At 69.4% G+C, this 18,582-nt stretch carries 24 protein-coding genes; 4 read left to right on the forward strand and 20 right to left on the reverse strand.

All coding sequences use genetic code 11. The features are described from left to right. Nucleotides 1-129: 129 nt before the first annotated feature. The 8 genes from ABEA24_RS18620 to ABEA24_RS18655 form a co-directional block, all read right to left on the reverse strand. A complete protein-coding gene (locus ABEA24_RS18620; protein WP_345432150.1) occupies nucleotides 130-579 on the reverse strand; it encodes a hypothetical protein in 450 nt (149 codons plus the stop codon). Nucleotides 580-587: 8 nt separating this feature from the next. Continuing rightward, nucleotides 588-815 (reverse strand): hypothetical protein, encoded by a 228-nt coding sequence (locus ABEA24_RS18625; protein WP_345432151.1) that lies wholly within the window; start codon nucleotides 813-815, stop codon nucleotides 588-590. Between the two features lie 23 nt (nucleotides 816-838). Then, nucleotides 839-1,021 (reverse strand): MerR family transcriptional regulator, encoded by a 183-nt coding sequence (locus tag ABEA24_RS18630; protein WP_345432152.1) that lies wholly within the window; start codon nucleotides 1,019-1,021, stop codon nucleotides 839-841. Continuing rightward, nucleotides 1,018-1,761, reverse strand: coding sequence for a hypothetical protein (locus ABEA24_RS18635; protein WP_345432153.1), 744 nt, complete (start codon nucleotides 1,759-1,761; stop codon nucleotides 1,018-1,020). Before ABEA24_RS18635 ends, ABEA24_RS18630 begins: the two co-directional genes overlap by 4 nt. Next, nucleotides 1,758-2,210: a hypothetical protein gene (locus ABEA24_RS18640; protein ID WP_345432154.1), complete on the reverse strand. Its 453-nt coding sequence runs from the start codon at nucleotides 2,208-2,210 to the stop codon at nucleotides 1,758-1,760. The genes ABEA24_RS18635 and ABEA24_RS18640 overlap by 4 nt, the downstream gene beginning before the upstream one ends. Nucleotides 2,211-2,236: 26 nt before the next feature. Continuing rightward, the gene (locus ABEA24_RS18645; RefSeq protein WP_345432155.1) at nucleotides 2,237-2,905 is read right to left on the reverse strand and encodes a hypothetical protein; all 669 of its coding nucleotides are present in this window, start codon (nucleotides 2,903-2,905) and stop codon (nucleotides 2,237-2,239) included. Between the two features lie 72 nt (nucleotides 2,906-2,977). Beyond that, nucleotides 2,978-3,148: a hypothetical protein gene (locus tag ABEA24_RS18650; RefSeq protein ID WP_345432156.1), complete on the reverse strand. Its 171-nt coding sequence runs from the start codon at nucleotides 3,146-3,148 to the stop codon at nucleotides 2,978-2,980. Nucleotides 3,149-3,204: 56 nt separating this feature from the next. Beyond that, nucleotides 3,205-3,543, reverse strand: coding sequence for a helix-turn-helix domain-containing protein (locus ABEA24_RS18655; protein ID WP_345432157.1), 339 nt, complete (start codon nucleotides 3,541-3,543; stop codon nucleotides 3,205-3,207). Between the two features lie 144 nt (nucleotides 3,544-3,687). On the opposite strand from ABEA24_RS18655, the gene ABEA24_RS18660 reads away from it, so the two are divergent. Then, entirely contained in the window at nucleotides 3,688-4,251 is a 564-nt protein-coding gene (locus ABEA24_RS18660; protein ID WP_345432158.1) for a hypothetical protein, read from the forward strand. A gap of 247 nt (nucleotides 4,252-4,498) precedes the next feature. Here ABEA24_RS18660 and ABEA24_RS18665 read toward each other — a convergent pair whose 3' ends face one another. From ABEA24_RS18665 to ABEA24_RS18675, 3 genes are all read right to left on the reverse strand, one after another. Beyond that, on the reverse strand, nucleotides 4,499-4,741 hold the full coding sequence (locus ABEA24_RS18665) for a hypothetical protein (protein ID WP_345432159.1): 243 nt from the start codon (nucleotides 4,739-4,741) through the stop codon (nucleotides 4,499-4,501). 1,271 nt (nucleotides 4,742-6,012) lie between these two features. After that, nucleotides 6,013-7,692: a recombinase family protein gene (locus tag ABEA24_RS18670; protein ID WP_345432160.1), complete on the reverse strand. Its 1,680-nt coding sequence runs from the start codon at nucleotides 7,690-7,692 to the stop codon at nucleotides 6,013-6,015. Continuing rightward, the gene (locus ABEA24_RS18675) at nucleotides 7,689-8,276 is read right to left on the reverse strand and encodes a recombinase family protein (RefSeq protein ID WP_345432161.1); all 588 of its coding nucleotides are present in this window, start codon (nucleotides 8,274-8,276) and stop codon (nucleotides 7,689-7,691) included. Before ABEA24_RS18675 ends, ABEA24_RS18670 begins: the two co-directional genes overlap by 4 nt. On the opposite strand from ABEA24_RS18675, the gene ABEA24_RS18680 reads away from it, so the two are divergent. Continuing rightward, nucleotides 8,160-8,843: a DNA-processing protein DprA gene (locus tag ABEA24_RS18680; RefSeq protein WP_345432191.1), complete on the forward strand. Its 684-nt coding sequence runs from the start codon at nucleotides 8,160-8,162 to the stop codon at nucleotides 8,841-8,843. The two genes, ABEA24_RS18675 and ABEA24_RS18680, sit on opposite strands and share 117 nt — an antisense overlap. 280 nt (nucleotides 8,844-9,123) lie before the next feature. Here ABEA24_RS18680 and ABEA24_RS18685 read toward each other — a convergent pair whose 3' ends face one another. From ABEA24_RS18685 to ABEA24_RS18725, 9 genes are all read right to left on the reverse strand, one after another. Next, the gene (locus ABEA24_RS18685; RefSeq protein ID WP_345432162.1) at nucleotides 9,124-9,435 is read right to left on the reverse strand and encodes a DUF2469 domain-containing protein; all 312 of its coding nucleotides are present in this window, start codon (nucleotides 9,433-9,435) and stop codon (nucleotides 9,124-9,126) included. A gap of 27 nt (nucleotides 9,436-9,462) precedes the next feature. Then, nucleotides 9,463-10,224 carry a ribonuclease HII gene (locus ABEA24_RS18690; RefSeq protein ID WP_345432163.1) on the reverse strand — a complete coding sequence of 254 codons (762 nt, stop codon included), beginning with the start codon at nucleotides 10,222-10,224 and terminating at the stop codon, nucleotides 9,463-9,465. 411 nt (nucleotides 10,225-10,635) lie between these two features. Continuing rightward, nucleotides 10,636-11,694, reverse strand: a complete 1,059-nt coding sequence (gene lepB / locus ABEA24_RS18695) for a signal peptidase I (protein ID WP_345432164.1) — start codon at nucleotides 11,692-11,694, stop codon at nucleotides 10,636-10,638. Between the two features lie 146 nt (nucleotides 11,695-11,840). Continuing rightward, a complete protein-coding gene (gene rplS, locus ABEA24_RS18700; protein ID WP_252807910.1) occupies nucleotides 11,841-12,191 on the reverse strand; it encodes a 50S ribosomal protein L19 in 351 nt (116 codons plus the stop codon). 107 nt (nucleotides 12,192-12,298) lie between these two features. Then, nucleotides 12,299-13,072: a tRNA (guanosine(37)-N1)-methyltransferase TrmD gene (trmD, locus tag ABEA24_RS18705; RefSeq protein ID WP_345432165.1), complete on the reverse strand. Its 774-nt coding sequence runs from the start codon at nucleotides 13,070-13,072 to the stop codon at nucleotides 12,299-12,301. A 369-nt stretch (nucleotides 13,073-13,441) separates the two neighbouring features. After that, a complete protein-coding gene (gene rimM, locus ABEA24_RS18710; protein WP_345432166.1) occupies nucleotides 13,442-13,942 on the reverse strand; it encodes a ribosome maturation factor RimM in 501 nt (166 codons plus the stop codon). A 55-nt stretch (nucleotides 13,943-13,997) separates the two neighbouring features. Further along, on the reverse strand, nucleotides 13,998-14,240 hold the full coding sequence (locus ABEA24_RS18715; protein WP_252776333.1) for an RNA-binding protein: 243 nt from the start codon (nucleotides 14,238-14,240) through the stop codon (nucleotides 13,998-14,000). Nucleotide 14,241: 1 nt separating this feature from the next. Next, nucleotides 14,242-14,709, reverse strand: coding sequence for a 30S ribosomal protein S16 (gene rpsP / locus ABEA24_RS18720; protein WP_345432167.1), 468 nt, complete (start codon nucleotides 14,707-14,709; stop codon nucleotides 14,242-14,244). Nucleotides 14,710-14,887: 178 nt separating this feature from the next. After that, nucleotides 14,888-15,886, reverse strand: a complete 999-nt coding sequence (locus ABEA24_RS18725) for a LysR substrate-binding domain-containing protein (RefSeq protein WP_345432168.1) — start codon at nucleotides 15,884-15,886, stop codon at nucleotides 14,888-14,890. Nucleotides 15,887-15,999: 113 nt separating this feature from the next. On the opposite strand from ABEA24_RS18725, the gene kdgD reads away from it, so the two are divergent. Continuing rightward, the gene (kdgD, locus tag ABEA24_RS18730; protein ID WP_345432169.1) at nucleotides 16,000-16,911 is read left to right on the forward strand and encodes a 5-dehydro-4-deoxyglucarate dehydratase; all 912 of its coding nucleotides are present in this window, start codon (nucleotides 16,000-16,002) and stop codon (nucleotides 16,909-16,911) included. A 2-nt stretch (nucleotides 16,912-16,913) separates the two neighbouring features. Then, nucleotides 16,914-18,509 carry an aldehyde dehydrogenase (NADP(+)) gene (locus tag ABEA24_RS18735; RefSeq protein ID WP_345432170.1) on the forward strand — a complete coding sequence of 532 codons (1,596 nt, stop codon included), beginning with the start codon at nucleotides 16,914-16,916 and terminating at the stop codon, nucleotides 18,507-18,509. Nucleotides 18,510-18,582: the final 73 nt, after the last annotated feature.

The raw sequence follows: 18,582 nt of genomic DNA on the forward strand, positions 1-18,582 counted from the left end.
GGCGGCCAGCGTGCGCGCGGGTCCTGTCGGCGGGAGGACGGGCCAGGTCCTCGTCCCTGCCAGCACCGGCCAAGCCGACATAGACCGCGCTGAGGCTGACGAGGACGTAGCCGATGGCGGCGACGTAGATCACGGCCTGTCCACCTCACCCAGGGCGATGCGGATGGTTTGGGCGATCTCGCGTTGGACATCGACGAGCGCCGCCAAGCGAGCAACGTCCGGGTCCTTGCTCGACCAGTCGCCTGTCTCGTCGACCAGCTCGGCGATCCGCTCGTTCCGGTTGGCGTCGTCCTCGGCGGCGTCCTTGTCCAGCTGCTCGGCGAGGGCCTTCATGCGCTGCATCGCCGCGGCCTGCTGCCGCACCTGGTCGGTGAGAATCATGCTGATGGCGCGGTACTGGGCGTTGATGATGCGCGGGCCCGCCCACTCACCAGCAGTGAGAGTGCTCGGGCTGTCAGCCGCGCGCAGGTACCAGCCGGGGCGGAGGCCACTGTCGCCCCCGGTGATCTTGACCAGCTCCCAGACGCGGCCGGCGTACGCCGTGGTGAAGGACTCGGGGCTGATGCGCGTCCAGGTCATCAAGTGCGTCACTGGCCGCCCCCGTCGCGCGTGGGGACCTTGCCGGTCCTGTGGGCGGCCCGGTGTGCGCTGACAGGGCGTTCGAGGATCACCTTCAGGTAGCCCTCTTCCGTCCACGAGCACGAGTCACAGTCGGCCCGGAACTTCGCCGTGCCGGGGCAGTCTTCGCCCTCGCGCGGCTTACCGCTCGGCTTGACCTTGTGCGTGCAGACCGTGCCGTCCGGATGCAAACGCACGATCCTGATCACGGCGCGCGGCATCAGGACTCACCGCCCTGGACGATCTGGGACTTCCGGAAGCGGAACATGCCGGTGGGCGTGACGAACGCGGGCTTGAGCTTCCTGACCTTGACCCAGCGGTTCACGGTCTTCGGGTTGACGCGGAAGTACGTGGCGACGTCGCGCGTAACCCAGATCTCGTCCTCTTCAGTGGGGTTCGTCATCGGGCATCACCCATGGTCACAGCCGACACGTCGGTGAGCGTGGAGGTGGCCAGGTTCTCGCCCGTCGGCCCGGCCTCGGCCAGGTTGTCGACGAGCCGCCTGCCAGCGACCGCATCACCAGCGATGGGCCGCTCGAACGACTCGGCGGCGGCGCCGGAACACTTCGCGCATTCGCCTCGTACGTCCGGGAGCACGTCGCCGCGTGCGTCGGCCTCCAGCTCCACGGGGATGGCGTCGCCGACGACGGTGCCGCAGCCGTTACAGGTGCGCTTGACGATCGTGACGGACTCGCCGCCTGGACCGGGCTCGGCCGTCTCGACGGCGACCAGAGACTCCGGGGCAGACGGGGCGGCAAGGTCGCGAGCGGCCTCCTCGGCTCGGTGAGCGATGGCTGCCGCAGCCACGTAGAGGCTGCGCATGGTCTCGGCGAGGTTGCGGTAGTCCTCTGGTGTCGGGTCGTCGGGCAGTCCGGTGACCTGCAGCGGCCCGAACGCGAGGGTGACGCCGTCCTCGGCCTGGTAGATCTGGTCACGACCGGGGAGAGGCAGCGTGCCCTGTGCCAGCAGTGCGAGCAGGCGGAGCTGCTCGAGCTGGTGGCGCGCGCCGCTGGCCTGCTGCTCGGCCTGCTCGGCACGCCGCCGCATCAGCTCGGCAGCCGAGTCGGACCGCTTGATCGTGGTCATCAGCTCGGCGGTGTCGGCCCGCAGGGCACCGAGGATCTCCGGGTCCATCCAGCTCATGCCGACACCGCCTCAGACTCGGTGGCAGCCAGGAGGGGCGGGCAGCTCCACTCGACCACTTCGGCGTCGTACGTGACCTTCTTCTTCGGCACCGCGGCTGCCGGGTCGGGGATCTCGACCGTCTGCGGCCGGACGCCGAGGACGCGCCGCTCACATACCTGCTCGCGCGGGACCATCAGCCGCAGGTGCAGCGACCCAAAGGTGCCATCGAGCTTCATGACGTTGCCGCTGTAGTCCTTCGTGAAGCCGCCGCGCAGGGCGCGGACGGCGCGGGCGAGCTGGGCGCGCCGGTCGTCCTTGCGCTTTGTGTCGAAGAAGCCGAGGTTCACCGGGCTGAACGTGTGCCGGCCGACGGTCGGCAGGGGAAGCTCGGGGTTGGCTTCCAGGACATCCAGCAGGTCGCGCATGTCGGCGATCCACTGCTGGCGCTCGGTGTCGCCGGGGTTCATCGCGTCTCTCCTGTCTGCGCCGTTGGTCATGCCGCCAGCTCCAGATGGGACAGGCGGTCGTCAAAGACGTCGCCGATGAGTGCGAGCAGTGCCCGGCCGAGCTGGAAGGACGGGATCACGCCTCCGGTCTGGGCGGCCGTCTTGCGGATCTCCGCGACCCAGTGGCCGCGGTCGACGGTGGGGCGGCGCATGTCGCGGTAGGAGTGGTCCAGGACGTCCAGGACGGTGTCCAGGGCGATGGCGGTGTCGCCGAAGGGGTCCTTGGCGGACTCGACGGCGAGGCGGGTCAGGAGCCCGGCGAGTTCGTCCGGGCGGCGCGCCAGCACGTACACGTGCGTTTCCAGGGCCTCGAAGGTGTTGGTCGGCCCGAACAGCGCGGAGGCGTCCGCTTCTCCGAGGCCGAGCAGGCGCCGGGCGCGGGCCCGCACGTGGATGATCGGCCGCTTGCCGTCGTCGGGTGTGAAGATGTCGGCCGGGTTGTCGGCGGGCTCGGCGAGCAGGTACTCGCCGTACTTGTGGTCGGCGGGCGTGGCCGGGATGCCTTCGGCGAGGATCGCGGTGTGCCAGGCGAAGCAGCCGGTCCGGGTGGTCCGCCAGTGGACCTGATCCCACAGCGCACGGTTGTCGCGGATGAACGCGAGGGTCGTCATCGCCAGACCCGCGCAGTCGGGTGGGTTACCCTTGATTTCGTTCACGAGAGTGAGTCCCTTACCTCGTGGGTTTCCGAGCCCCGCTGGTGCCGCTAACACCGACGCGGGGCTCGTTGGTCATGCGGCCTTCCGGCCGCCGAATCCACCGATCTGCCCGGCCTCGACCAGGTCGGGATGCATGAGCGTGGCGATCGCGTGGAGAGTCGTGACGTCCTCGACCGTCGGCGGAAGCCCTTGCTCCGCTCTGGTCGTCAGGACCTTGGTCTCAATACGTGCCCAGGCCCCCAAGCCGGGCTCACCTGCGTCTCCCAACGGCCGGTCCACCGGTCGACGCATGCGCGAAGTCACGAAGCCTTCCGGCGGTGGTGCGGTGCGATCAGGTCTTTGACCTCGCACTCCAAGGCGACCGCGAGCTTGCGGAGCGTCGACAGCCGTGCGCTTCGGTTCCCGCGCTCCAGCCGGGACACCGCAGCCTGGGTACAGCCAGCCCTCTGCGCAAGCTCGGTCTGTTCCAAGCCACGAACCAGACGCCGGCTTCGGAGTACCTCCGGGTCTTGGAGCAGCTTGTGCTCGGGGGTGCTGGTGCCAGGGACGTCCCGGTCGGCCTCGCCGCCCTGGTTGTTCTCCCCCAGGCCAGGGTCGTCCTGGCCAACAACGGGTGTGCCATCGGGGTCTTCGATCACGTGTATGACGTTACATGCCAGTACATCTCAGTACAACTCTAGGATGTGTACTTGCCTGTATCTGGCTGTTAAGGGCTGTACCTGCGAGTAATCGCGCGTACCATGCTGGGCATATACCGTCGTATGACAGGTAGGAGACAGGTCATGGCCAGCAAGGACCTGCCACCGCCGACGCCGGAGGGCGAGCTCATCCGGATGGCGCGGCTGCGCGCGAGGCCCAAGATCCTCATGAGAGCCGCCGCCAAGGCAGCCCAGATGAGCGTAGAAGGCTGGGGTTACATCGAACGTGGCTACAGGCCCGTGGGCGGCGGGGAGAACGCGCCGGTCACCAATACGCCCCCCGAGACCATCGCTCACATGGCCCACGTCGTGGGCATCACCCCAGAAGAGCTCGTCAAGGTCAACCGGGAGGACGCAGCCAGAGTCCTCGATGCGATCCTCCGAGAAGAGGCCGCTTCTGCACCCCGATCCGAGCAGCCAACGGCCGGCGTCGGCCTGTCGCTGATCGTCAATCCCAACGAGCCGGACCCCAACCCCGAAGAGATCCTCGGCCGGCCCCTATCTCAACCGGAGAAGGTCGTCTGGGCACTGGACGAGGTGCCGTGGCGAGCGCGATTGTCGGCCATGGCCGAACTGACGCGAGGCATCGCCGCGGCACTCGGCAGCGACGTCGAAGAGAGCGCAACCGACCGGCCTGCCCAGCAATAAGAAAGCGTTACAGGCCGTGAGGATCCACAAACGCGCTCTTTAGGGCCACTCGATAGACACAACTGAGCCAGCGACCACGACACTTGTGGTCGCTGGCTTATTTTTGGTCACTCCCAATATCACAAATGGAACGCTCCAGATATCTCACGTATGGCCGAAAACCAGTTCAAGATCGTGACAATGCGCACATAGAGTGATAGATGTTTCGTCTAACTCTGGGGAAAACGTCTTCACAGGCCACGTAACATCAGGCCGCACGGGGATTGACATGCCTTCGAACTCCACGGGCCCCGAAGCCCGATATACGAACTCCGTTTCCGATATTGGCCGTTACGTTCGGCTTGAACAGCAGGTCGCCGAACTCAACCAGCGTCTCCGTGATGTCGACGCGGCGCTCAGTGGGATGTCCGCACGGATCGACAAGATCGCGGAGCAATCGCTCCTGACGCAGACGGCGGTCACGGCTGCGTTCAATGCCGGCCGGGTCCACGAGCAGAGCCTCACCCTTCCTCCAGTGCCACCAGAGCTGATCTCGGCGTGCGGTATGCCACGCGGAACCCTGAACTGGGTGAAGCTCACCGTCGGTGAACAGGAGGTGCATCGTAAGGTCACCGGAGGGAGCGACCCGTCTGTGATCTGGAGAGACATATGCAACTCGGTTAAGAACACGAACTTGTCGGAGCCCCTCGATGGATCTATTTCGCCTTCCGATCGTGCATCGCAAGGCTCTCCCCGGCCGGGAAGTTGAGTACCGGCAGGATAATGACGGCACCCTGGTCATCCGGCTCGGGAAGGACCTATCTCGAAGGGAAGAAGACCAGGAGGTCGCCGAGATCGTACGGGCGCACAGTTCCCGTCTGGCTGCCGTTCCGGTTGTCGTCGCACTTGCCCAGCAGCGTCATTCGGGAACGTCCGCGATCCTGGCGTTCATCGCCGGTGCGACGCTCATGGGTAGCGTCTGGTCCGCTCATCACCAGGTCCAGGCGCCGATCCAGGCCGCCCCGCCGCGCCACAGCAGTCCCGGCTCCACCGGCACTGGACTGCCCCGCCCCCGTCGTTCTCCGCGGCGAGGCGGCTCGCCCGTCCCGCTTCCCGGGCACGCCACGCACGGTCCGGTGGACATTGGATACGAGTCAACGCCACCAGCCAGCAGCACGGCCTCTCACTCCCCGCGCAGTCCACGCCCAGGGTTCTCCGGCGTGCCGCAATCCGGACTTCCACGGGTGCAACCACTCCCCGTGGCGAAGCCGTCCGTTCCGGACTCGCCGCCCGCCGGCCTGCCGCCGGTGGCCGTTGGTCCGGAGCCGACGCCGATCAAGCAGCCGGCGTGCTCGGGCGACGTGTCCCTGCTGAGGACCAGGTCCAGGGCATGCATTCCCAGTCATAGCCCGGTCAAGGTGCCTTCAGGACCACCGGCCGCACCACCGCCGCCCCCTCATCACGTCCCGCCGTCTGCTCTGCCTGTCAGGCCATCGCTTCCTCATCTGCTGCCGTCACCGGCTCACCCGGTGGGGCCGCACCCGATTCCCCGTCCGCCAGTACATGCGATCTGTCCTCATTATCGGGATCGCATCGCATATGCGATCGGTATGCGACTCGCCCCTAGTCACACCCCGAATCCCCTGCGATCGCCATAGACAGAGACACAGACAGAGACAGAGACACCTCCCCCCTCCCCCTCCCCGCGAGCGATCGCACGTGCGATGCGACAAGGCCCCGGAGATACACGATCTCCGGGGCCTTGCGCTCATCACCAGGCGACTACATGCGCCAGTCTGGGACCAGCCGATCAGGATCGAAACGAGCCCGTCCCGACACCGCAGGCTTCACCACCACCCCGTTCAGCACGAGGAGAATCACCGCTCGCCGACGTGACACTTCGATATTCGTATCGAGAAGCCACCGCTGCAGCTCCTTGCGCTCGGATGGGACATCCTCGAGGACCCGGTCGGAATCAACGGCACGCAGGAGCTGCTTCGCCGCGTTAAGCCGGCGTTCTACCGGCTTCCGCGCGGCAAGCCACTCGGCGCGTGTCATCAGTCCTTCACCGAGGTCTTCCGCGAACTGCTCCAACTGGCGTTCGCAGGCGCTGATCTCGTCGAGGACTTCCACATCGTTCGGCTGGTCGTCCCGCCGTGCCAGCGCTTGACGGTAGGCAGACGATGACAACGCCTGGGCAGCCATCGCTGTGACCTCCTGGTCGGTGCCATCGCCGTCGATGTAGGTCCGCCCGCAGCCCGGCCTGCCCGGCTGGTTGTCGCACATGTACATACGTTTGTCTTTACCGCGCGATCGACCCACGAGCGTCTGCTTGCAGAGCGAACAGACCAGCACGCGGGTGCACAGGTGCCGACCGGTCGGCCCCGGCGAGGTTCGCCGATCCGGGTCCGTGAGTAGTTCACGGAGCCTCCGCGACTCCTCGACCTTGATGATCGCTGGCCACTCCGCTTTCTCGGCGGTGATCGGGCCCACTTCCACACGCTTCGTCTCGCCCCGGGACCGAGGGCGATGCTCACGCTGGCCGGCGATCCGCGCCGACGTCAGGATCCGCGACAGCGTGGCGGTCGACCACGTCCCCTCGACGGGACATTCAACGCCCAACCGGTTCAGGTCCCTGGAAACGTCAGAGAGCGTGTCTCCGACGTCGAGACGAGGCCGGATGGCGCGGGCGAGGTCTCCATCCGGATCGGCAGCGAGCGCCTCTCTGACGCGCCGCTGCGTCCATTTACCGCCGCCAGAGGTCGGGATGCCCCGCCGATTGAAGTCCCGGCAGACCGCGATCAGCTTCTCCCCAGCGAGCACTCGGCGTGCCGCTTCCCGGATGACCTCGGCCTCCTCCGGGATGACCTCCTCGCGGATCAGACGGTGCGGTCGCTCTGGCCGGTCATAGATCCGGCGGTAGCCGTACGGCCGGAAACCACCGCCCGTGGACTTGCCCGCCGCCGCGAGTTCCTCGTGCTTCCGTCGGATCCGGTCAGCCTTGTGTTCGGACTCCCCGCGAGCGATCACGCCTTGGAGACGGGCGTTCATCCGCCCGGCTGCCGTCGAAAGATCGAACAGACCGGCCATAACGGTTTGGACGTGTGCCGCGGTTGCGTTGACCAAGTCGATGAAGTCTTCCAGCTGACGCAGATCTGGACGCTGCAAGCGATCGTTGTGCCAGGCCCCGATGGCGTTGATGCGACCGGACTGGAGGTCGCGGACCATCCGGTTGTAATCCTTCCGGGGCTTGCCGCTGTAGGCGCTGAGGTCGTTGTCGACGTAGAGATCGACGATGGTGCCGGTCGGGTCGACACGGGCGATCATGGCGCGGACGTCGCCCTCCTGGCGCTTGACGCCCAGGCCGGCGCCCTCGCGATCGTCGGAGATGCGGACGTAAATCCCCCATCGGAATCCGGTACGGCCGCCTCGGATCACGGCCTCGCTGAGACTCGCTGTCATCCGACCCGTCCAAGCCTTATGCGAGCAGGGGCGGGCGACGTAAGTAGCCAGAGCCCGCCGAACGTCGACGCGTCAAGGTCGGCGGCCGTGACGGTCCGGACTCGGACTTGATCGGCTGCGCTCACGAGGTCCTGGAGCACAGGCGAGTGGCGGGGGAACCTGTCGATGTCCCAGGCACCAAGCGCGTTGAGCTGGGAAGCGCGGAGGTCTTCGATCATCCGCGCGAACTCGACGCACTGTTCGGGGGGGCGGGCAGCGACGTTGTCATCGACGTAGACCTCGACAACCTGTCCGATCGGATCGACGCGGGCGATCATGTCCCGCACAGCGACCTCCTGAGCGTCGGCGTGCCCTGACCGAGCGGTACGGACGTAGATGCCCCATCGCAGCCCTGTGCGGCCGGTCTCGGTGGGGTTGGCGCTCCCAATGGTGATCATGTCGCGAAATAGTTCCACATTGACACACCACTGAGCGGGGGCGCCTTCGGCATCGACGCGGCGGCGCATCGAGGAGTGCTCGCCGCCGACGGCCTGACGGTCGCGGTGTTCGCCTGCGGATTCGACGTGACCTATCCCAGCTCGCATGACGGGCTCTTCACCGAGATCGCGCGCTCCGGTCTGCTGGTCAGCGAGCTCCCACCCGGCACTTCGCCCAACCGGAGCCGCTTTCTGGTGCGCAACCGGACGATCGCGGCGCTGACCCGCGGCACCGTGGTCGTGGAGGCGGCGCGCCGGAGTGGCGCGATCAGCACCGCCCGCCATGCCCGTGACCTTCGCCGCGCCGTGATGGTCGTCCCTGGGCCGGTGACCTCGGTGGCCTCCGTCGGCTGTCACGTCCTGCTGCGGGAATGGGGTGAGGCCGTCTGCGTCACCGACACCTCCGAGGTCCTCGACCTGGTCGGGCTCGTCGGCGACGACCTGGCACCCGAGAAACGCGGGCCGGTCCTCGACCGTGACCGGCTGGACCCCGTGACGAGGGACGTTCTGGAGGCGATTCCCGCACGCGGCGGAGCAGGTGCGGCACGGATCGCGGTGACCGCCGGTGTCGATCTCGACACCGCGCTCGCCGGCCTGGGCGCCCTGTCGGCGGGTGGCTTCGTCGAGCGCTGCACGAAGGGATGGAAGCTCCGCCGCCGACCGCCGGACTCCTGACCGGCGACCGAGCCTGCACGCCACGGCTCCGAGCCGGCGACTACGAGCCAGACCGGAACGACCCTCCACACCGGCAACCACGCCCCAGACCGGAACAACCCTCCGCGCCGGCGACCACGCCCCGGATGGGGCGACGATCGGTGCGAGCCTGCCGGGCCGCGTGGCGGCCGCCGGCACGGGCGTGGGGCACCTGCGATGTGACGGGCCTCGGGAGCGATCAACGCGAGGGCGGGCGGCACATTGGTGCCGCCCGCCCGGTGTCGCCGTCGTCGGGGGTGTGTCAGTTTTCGGGTAGTTCCAGGTCGCTCTTGGCGAGTTCCTCGACGTTGACGTCCTTGAACGTCACGACCCGGACGTTCTTCACGAAGCGCGCGGGGCGGTACATGTCCCACACCCACGCGTCCTGCATCGACACCTCGAAGTAGGTCTCGCCATTGTCGGTGCTGCGCACCTGTAGATCGACGTTGTTGGTGAGATAGAACCGGCGCTCGGTCTCGACGACGTACGTGAAGAGGCCGACGACATCGCGGTATTCGCGGTAGAGCTGGAGCTCCATCTCGGTCTCGTACTTCTCGAGGTCTTCTGCGCTCATACTCGCGTTCCCTCCCCGTGCCGCGGCTCAGGCGACGTCCGCCTGGTCGGCGGTGTCCTCATAGTGTGACGCCTCCCAATCGATCTCCCCAGCCTCTGAGGCGCCGTTTTTCGGCCCGGCCTCCGTCGTGGCCACCCGGGCCACGTTGACGAAGGAGAGCCGATGTTCAGGACAAGGTCCATGCTCCTCCAACGCCGCGGCGTGCGCGCGGGTGACGTACCCCTTGTGAACGCCGAAGCCGTACATCGGATAACGCTCGTGCAGTCCGGTCATGATCCGGTCTCGGGTCACCTTCGCCACGATCGACGCTGCGGCGACACAGGCCGCCACCCGATCGCCCTTCGGCACCGGCAGCGTCGGCGCGACGATGCCCGGGACCGGGAACCCGTCCGTGAGGACATAACCGGGGATCACACCGAGAGCCGCCAGCGCCCGCCGCATCCCGGCGATGTTGCAGCGGTGCAGGCCGATCCGGTCGATCTCCTGGCACGGGACCACCAGGGCGTGCCAGGCCAGGGCCGTGGTCGTGATCTCCTCGTAGAGCTGCTCCCGGCGGGCGGCGGTGAGCAGTTTCGAATCCGCCAGCCCCTCGATGCGGCGACGACGCTCCGGTCCGAGGATCACGGCCGCGACGACCAGTGGCCCGGCGCACGCGCCGCGGCCCGCCTCGTCGACCCCGGCCACCGGCCCGAGACCGGCACGTTCCAGCACCCGCTCGTACGCGTACATGCCGACGTCACGTCGAGGGGTGAGGCCACGAGGACGGTGAGCCCGGACATCGATGTACACATCAGGCAGGGTACGTCGCGTGAGGGCGCGACCGGGACGGAACGCCGTCCACAGCGGGCCTATTCGCCGGGTCGATCGCTCCGGCACCACGCGCAGCGGACGTGACCGCGGAAGCGGCCACCCCAGCGCCGCCCGCGACGGCCCCATCCACAGCAGTGACCACTCCGGCACCACGCGCGGCGGAAGCGACAGCCGAGGCGATCACGCCGACGCGACGCGCAGCGGACACGACCGCAAGACCGACCACCACAACGCCGCGTACGGCGGACCTGTCCGCAGCCGTGATCACCCCAGCGCCACGTGCGACGGAAGCGACCGCCGAAGCGATCACACCGACGCGACGCACAGCAGACACGACCACAGCAGCGACCACACCAACGGCGCCTACAACGGGCGTGACGGTAAGAGCGATCACTCCGAGGTGCGGCGGGAGCGGCGGGAGCGGCGGCGGCCGCGGCGGCGTGGCGAGGGACCGGTGAGGAGGCGTCTGCGCAGCAGGGTGACCGGGATGGCGCCGGCGAACCCGAGTGCCAGCGGTACGGCGGGCAGCGTGGCGTTCGCGAGGGCCAGGCCCGGTTGTCCGAACGTCTTGGGGATCGGCAGCGTCTTGACCCGGGTGACGGGCCAGACGACGACGAACGCGCGGCCGACGACCCGGCTCTCGGGGATCGTGCCGCCGCCGGGGTCGCCCAGATGGCCGCGGGAGTCGTAGGAGACCTCACGGTGGTCGCCCATCACCCAGAGCCGCCCCGGAGGCACGGTGATCTTGAACTTGGCGTCGGACGGCTTGTTCTGCTCGTGGGTCTCCGGGTCCGTGTAGAGGTACGCCTGCTCGTCGAGCGGGTGACCGTTGACGGTCACGCGGCCCTGGGCGTCACAGCACGCCACGTGGTCACCGGGCACGCCGATGACCCGTTTGATGTAGTCCTTCTCGCCCGGGACGACGCCGAAGGCGCTGCCGATGGCGCGCAGGACCTTGGAGACCGGGTTGCTCGGCTCGGAGTACTGGACCTCGGGGTCCCAGGAGTCGAGCCCGTTGAAGACGACGACGTCGCCGCGCTTGATGTCCCGGGTGTGGTAGACGATCTTGTTCACCAGGACCCGGTCGCCGACCTTGAGGGTGTTCTCCATCGACTGCGACGGGATGTAGAACGCCTGGACCGCGAACGCCTTGATGACCATGGCCAGGGCGAGGGCGACCCCGATCAGGATCGGCAGCTCCTTCCAGAAGGAGCCCTGCTTCTTCTTCCGCGAGCCCTTGCCGTCGCCGGCGGAGTCGTCGCCGTCCGGTCCGGACGATCCCGACGATCCCGATGCGGCGGCCTCGGTGGCCTCCGGGGTCTCCGATCGCTCGTCCCCCGGATCCCGATCCGCGGAGCGCGCGCCCTCCCGGCCGTTCTGCGATGCCTCGTGGCGCGTGTCGCCGGCGGTGGCCGCGGGCTCGCGCAGGCCCTGCTCGTCGTCAGTCATCAGGGGAAGCCTAATGCCCTGAGGCGCTTGGGACGGCCAACGTCAGCGTGTCGTCTGCGGCGTGCCGGGAAATCCCTTTTCCCGGCAAGGAAAAGGCCCCGGCGCGCCGATGGGCGTGCCAGGGCCGGAAGCGGGAATCGCGCCGCTCAGTTGTCGCGCTTCTCCTTGATGCGGGCGGCCTTGCCGCGCAGCTCGCGGAGGTAGTAGAGCTTGGCGCGCCGGACGTCACCGCGGGTGACGACCTCGATCTTGTCGATGGACGGGCTGTTGAGCGGGAAGGTCCGCTCCACGCCGACGCCGTAGCTGACCTTGCGGACGGTGAACGTCTCGCGAGCGCCACCGCCCTGACGCCGGATCACCACGCCCTGGAAGACCTGGATGCGGCTCCGGTTGCCCTCGGTCACGCGCACGTGAACCTTGAGCGTGTCACCCGGGCGGAAGTCCGGTACGTCAGACCGCATCGCGGCCTTCTCGATCTCCTGGATCAGGGTGTGCATGACTGCGGTTCCTCGTGGTGAAAACGCGCGCGACAACGGGGTGCCGGCGCGCGATGGGATCTTCTGGAAAGTCTGGACACGCCCAGCATGAGAACCGGGGTGACGTCTCAGTGTGCCATAGGTTCGGCGTCAACCGGAAAACCGGCCTCGGTGAGGGCCCGGCGGTCGGCCTCGTCCAGCCGGTTTCGGGCGATCAGCTCCGGCCGTCGTTCGGCGGTGCGCCCCAACGCCTGATCGCGCCGCCACCGGGCGATCGCGGCGTGGTTGCCGGACATCAGCACCTCGGGCACGTCGCGCCCGCGCCAGGTCGCCGGCTTGGTGTAGACGGGGCCTTCGAGCAGGGCCTCCATGCGACCCGGCGCGAACGAGTCGTCGCTCACGGATTCGGCGTTGCCGAGAACGCCGGGCAGCAGCCGGGTGACCGCCTCGACGATCACGAGGACGGCGACCTCGCCGCCGGCCAGAACGTAGTCGCCGATGCTGACCTCGTCGACCGGCATCCGTTCCCGGGCGTCCTCGATGACGCGGGCGTCGATCCCTTCGTACCGTCCGCACGCGAACACCAGCCAGGGCTCGGCGGCGTACTCCGTGGCGAGTTCCTGCGTGAAGGGACGGCCGCTCGGCGTCGGTACGACGAGACGCGCTCGGGAAGGAGGAGGCACGACGGTGTCCAGCGCCTCACCCCACGGCTCCGGTTTCATCACCATGCCGGGGCCACCGCCATACGGGGTGTCGTCGACGGTGCGGTGGCGGTCGTGCGCCCAGTCCCGGAGATCGTGTACGTGCATGTCGACGTCGCCGCGCCGCCGCGCCTTGCCCAGCAGGGAGACGTCGAGGGGGGCGAAGTACTCGGGAAAGATCGTGACGATGTCGAGTCTCATGGGCGCTCCGTGAATCCTGTCTTCAGTGTGCGCGACAGCGCCGGGACACGCGAACGCCGGCGGCCTTCCGCCGAACGGTGCCGCCGCAGCCGCCCGTACGCCGACCGACTCCCGCCGCATGGCACCGTCGCGGCCGCCGAGCCGGCGAACATCGGCGGGCTCCCACGGGGTGGCGCCGCCGCGACCGCCCGGACGCGCGAGCACCGGCCGCTTCCCGCCGCACAACGCCCCTGTGGCCGCCGAACCGGGGAACACCGGCGGGTTCCCGGGAAGTGGCACCGTCGCAACCGCCTGACGGGCGAACGTCGGCGGGATGCCGCGGTGTGGCGCCGTCGCGGCGGCCGGGTCGCGCGCTCGCGGCGGCGGGGCTCACTCGAGCAGGCCGGGAGGAGGGTCGAGGACGATCCGCCCGCCGGGCACGTCGACCTCGGGGACGAGCGCGTGGACGAACGGCACGAGCGCGTCGCCGCCGGGGCGGCGGATGACCAGGAGGTCCTGGCCGAGGTGCTCGACGTCCACGACCTCCCCGATCTCGGTGCCGTCCGTGGTCACCGCGAGGAGGCCGATGAGCTCCTGGTCGTGGAACTCGTCCGGGTCGTCGCTGGGCGCGATGTCGGCGGCGTCGACCAGCAGGAGGACGCCGCGCAGCGCCTCCGCCGCCGTACGGTCGTCGAAGCCGGCGAAGCGCACGAGGAGACGCCCGGCGTGCGGTCGTACGGACTCCACGGTCAGCGGGCCGAGGTGGGACGGATCGGTGGCAAGCGATGACCCTGGCGCGAATCGCGCGCCAGGGTCATCGGTGCTCGCCTCGACGCTCACCTCGCCGTGGACGCCGTGGGCCCGTCCGATGCGGCCGACGGCGAGCAGCATCAAGCCGCTCCGCCGGTGGTCGGGCCGCTCCGGCGAAGAGTGACGACCGTGAGCACTATCGAGCCTCGTTGAGGTCGAGAAGGTCGACGCGGATGTACCGGCCGCCCGCGAGGGCGCCGATCACGGTGCGCAGGGCCTTGGCCGTACGGCCGTTGCGGCCGATGACCTTGCCGAGGTCGTCGGGGTGCACGCGCACCTCGAGGACCCTGCCGTTGCGCAGCCTGCGGGCGCGCACCCGGACGTCGTCCGGGTGCTCGACGATTCCGCGCACCAGGTGCTCGAGCGCCTCCTCGAGCACCTTAGGCCTCGCTCTTGGCTTCGGAGGTCTCCTCGGTCGACGCCGACTCCTCCGCCTCGCTCTTGGCCTTCTTCGGCTCGGCCTTCTTCTTGGACTTGGGCGTGGTCGCCTTGCCCTCGGCCTCGTCCAGGGTCTCCTTGACGGCGGCCTGGAAGACCTCCTGCTTGTCGGGCCTCGGCTCGGCGACCTTCAGCGTGCCCTCGGCGCCCGGCTCGCCCTTGAACTTCTGCCAGTCGCCGGTGACCTTGAGGATCGCCAGAACCGGCTCGGTCGGCTGCGCGCCGACGCTCAGCCAGTACTGTGCCCGCTCGGAGTCGACCTCGATGAGCGAGGGCTCCTCCTTCGGGTGGTACTTGCCGATCTCCTCGATCGCACGCCCGTCACGCTTGGTGCGGGAGTCGGCGACGACGATCCGGTAGTACGGAGCCCGGATCTTCCCCAGACGCTTGAGCTTGATCTTGACTGCCACGGGTGTGGTGTTCTCCGATTCGAAATGGATGAGCGATGAGAACCGGGTGGGGACCGGAGCCGCCGCTCGGATGGACACCGGTGAACAGGTGAGAGAGGGCCCTGCCCGGTCCGGTTTTCCAGCATGCCATTCTGCCAGACGATGGCGGTGAAGTGGCAATCGATCGCTCTCCGCCGTGTCAGCGCGCCGCTTCGGCGGCCTCCGCATGAGATGAGGCGAACGGGTCCTCCCCTGCCGAGGCGCCGGATGCCGGAAGAGGTACTCGGCTTCTCGGCCCTCCCCGGGGGGCCGGGTCATCGCGTCGCAGGCGGGCGAGGAGGGGACGCAGGGCCGGGTTGTCGTTGCTCTTCCGCCACGCCAGGCACAGCTCGACGGGGGCGGGGTCGGGCGGCTCCAGCGGGCGGAAGACCACGTCCTCCGGGTGCAGCCGCGTGGCCGCGGACGGCACGAGCGCCACGCCCCATCCGCCGCCGACCAGGCCGAGGATGCTGTGCACCTGGCTGAGGTACTGCGCGAAGACCGGGGCGACCCCGGCCGCGCGGAAGACGCTGATCAGCAGCTCGTGGAAGTACCGCGCCTCGATCGGGGAGTACATGATGAACCGCTGTCCGTCGAAGTCGGCGACGCGCAACGGGCGGTCCGGCTCGGCCAGCGGATGCCCCGCCGGCAGCGCGGCGACCAGGGGCTCGCGGGCGACCAGCCGTGAGTCGAGGTCCGGCCGGGTGATCGGGGGCCGGACCAGGCCGAGGTCGAGCGTCCCCTCGGAGATCGCCTCCAGCTGGTCCATGGTCACCATCTCGCGCAGCACCACCTCGACGCGCGGCAGGGCCTCCTGCGCGGCCTCGAGCAGGCCCCCGAGCGCGGTGTACGCGCTGGCGGCGGTGAAGCCGACGGTGATGCTGCCGGCCTCGCCGGCCGACACCTGGCGGGCCGCGAGCGCCGCGTGCTCGGCCTGCCGGATGATCCGGCGGGCCTCGACGAGGAAGGCACGGCCGGCGTGCGTGAGCTCCACCGAACGGTTGGTGCGGTCGAACAGCCGGACGCCGAGGTCGTTCTCCAGGAGCTGGATCTGCCGGCTCAGCGGGGGCTGGGTCATCCGCAGCCGAGCGGCGGCCCGGCCGAAGTGGAGCTCCTCGGCGACGGCGATGAACCCGGTCAGCTGGGACAGCGTGTACATCGATACCCCGCTTGTATCAATGGATGCGTTTTTTGAGTTGGACGTGGATCAGTTGCGCATCTTAGCTTCGACCCGTACCGGACACGCGCGCAGCGAAGGAGCCCCCGTACGACATGGCCCAGTACTCCCCCGGTGAGGTCGCCCGACGGTTGGGCTCCGGCCTGTTGTCGTTCCCGGTCACGCACTTCCGCGACGACCTCTCCTTCGACGAGGCGGCCTACCGCGAGAACATCGGGCGGCTCGCCGGACACCCCGCCGCCGGCCTGTTCGCCGCCGGGGGCACCGGCGAGTTCTTCTCGCTCACCCTCGCCGAGGTCGACCAGGTGGTCACCGCCGCCGTCGACGAGGTCCGCGACGTCCCGGTGATCGCCCCGGCCGGGTACGGCACGGCGACCGCCGTCGAGCTCGCCCGCGGCGCCGAGCGCGCCGGCGCCCACGGCGTCCTGCTGCTGCCGCCGTACCTCACCGAGTCGACGCAGGAGGGGCTGGCCGCGCACGTCCGCGCCGTCTGCGCGGCCACCGACCTCGGCGTGATCATCTACAGCCGGGCCAACGCCGTCTACCAGGACACCACCGTCGCCGGGCTGGCCGACGACTGCCCGAACCTTGTGGGGTTCAAGGACGGCGTCGGCGACCTGGAGCTGATGACGCGGATCCACACCCGGCTCGGCGACCGGCTCACCTACATCGGCGGGCTGCCCACGGCGGAGACCTTCGCGCTGCCGTACCTCGAACTCGGCGTGACCACCTACTCCTCGGCCCTCTTCAACTTCGTCCCCGAGTTCGCGCTGGACTTCTACGACGCCGTACGCACGCGCGACCGCGACCGGGTACGCCGTCATCTGGACGAATTCGTCCTGCCGTACTGTGCGATCCGTAATCGTCGTCCCGGTTACGCGGTGAGCATCGTCAAGGCGGGCATGAAGGTCGTCGGCCGGCCCGCCGGTCCGGTCCGCCCTCCGTTGACCGACCTCGACGACGGCGAGCTCGCGGAGCTCGCGACCCTCGTGAAGAAGGTGAGCTGACGATGACCGTGCAGGATGTGACGTTGTCCGGGCAGCAGTTGATCGGCGCGCAGGACGTCCCCGGCACCGGTGAGGAGTTCCACGGCGTCGACCCCCGCAGCGGCGAACGCCTGGAGCCGGCGTACCGCTTCGGCGCCCCGGCCGACGTCGAGCGCGCGGCCGCCCTCGCGTGGGATGCGTTCGGCACGTACCGCGAGACCGATCAGGAGACCCGGGCGGCGTTCCTCGAGACCGTCGCCGACCGGATCGACGGGTTGGGCACGACGCTGACCGACCGGGTGACGGCCGAGACCGGCATCCCCGAGGCCCGGGTGAAGGGGGAGCTGGCCCGCACCACCAACCAGCTGCGGCTGTTCGCCCGTGTCGTACGGGAGGGGAGCTGGCTCGGCGCCCGCATCGACCCGGCGATCCCCGACCGTACGCCGCTCCCCCGCCCCGACCTGCGGCAGCGGAAGATCCCGCTCGGACCGGTCGCGGTGTTCGCGGCGAGCAACTTCCCGCTGGCCTTCTCCGTCGCGGGCGGGGACACCGCGTCCGCGCTCGCCGCCGGCGCCCCCGTGGTCGTCAAGGCGCACCCCTCCCACCCCGGCACCTCGGAGCTGGTCGGCCGGGCGATCCGGGCGGCGGTCGCCGAGCACGGGTTGCCGGAGGGCACCTTCTCGCTGCTGCACGGCGGCCGTGAGCTGGGCATCGCCCTCGTGACCGACCCCCGGATCAGGGCCGTCGGGTTCACCGGGTCCCGGCAGGGCGGTCTCGCGCTCGTCGCGGCCGCCGCCGCGCGTCCCGTCCCGATCCCGGTCTACGCCGAGATGTCCAGCGTCAACCCGGTGTTCCTGCTGCCCGGCGCGCTCCGCGAGAAGGCCAAGGACCTCGGCCCGGCGTACGTCGCCTCGCTGACCACCGGCGTCGGCCAGCTGTGCACCAGCCCCGGCTTGGTCTTCGCGATCGACGGCGACGGGCTGGACGCCTTCGTCGAGTCGGCGGGCGCGGCGCTCCAGGAGACCGCGGTGGCGCCCATGCTGAACCCCGGGATCCAGCAGGCGTACGACGCGGGCGTCCGGCGGCTCGAGGCGCTCGACGAGGTCGCCGAGGTGGCACGCGGCGGCGAGGACCAGACGATCGCCTGCGGCGGACGGGCCGCGCTGTTCGTCACCGACGGCACCGCCTTCCTGGCGAACCCAGCGCTGCAGGAGGAGGTCTTCGGCGCCGCGTCGATCGTCGTACGGGTCCGGGACCAGGCCCAGCTCGTGGAGATCGCCGAGTCCCTGGAAGGCCAGCTGACCGCCACCGTCCACGCCACGCCGGACGACCACGGGGAGGCCGCCGAGCTGCTGCCGAAGCTGGAGCTGATCGCCGGGCGCGTCGTGTTCAACGGCTGGCCCACCGGCGTCGAGGTCGGGCACGCCGTGGTGCACGGCGGTCCCTTCCCCGCCACGTCCGCCCCGGCCACCACGTCGGTCGGCACCCGGGCGATCGAGCGGTTCCTGCGGCCGGTCAGCTATCAGGACACGCCGGCCGACCTGCTGCCCGCCGAACTGCGCGACGGCAACCCGCTGGGCATCTGGCGGCGCGTCGACGGCGAGCTCGGCCGCGACTGACCGACACCGGCTCCGTCCCGGGGCCGGCCTCGCGGGACGCGCGGGACCGGCCCTGACACCATCCGAAGGAGTT

Source organism: Actinoallomurus vinaceus (assembly GCF_039542055.1).
Classification (GTDB): domain Bacteria; phylum Actinomycetota; class Actinomycetes; order Streptosporangiales; family Streptosporangiaceae; genus Actinoallomurus; species Actinoallomurus vinaceus.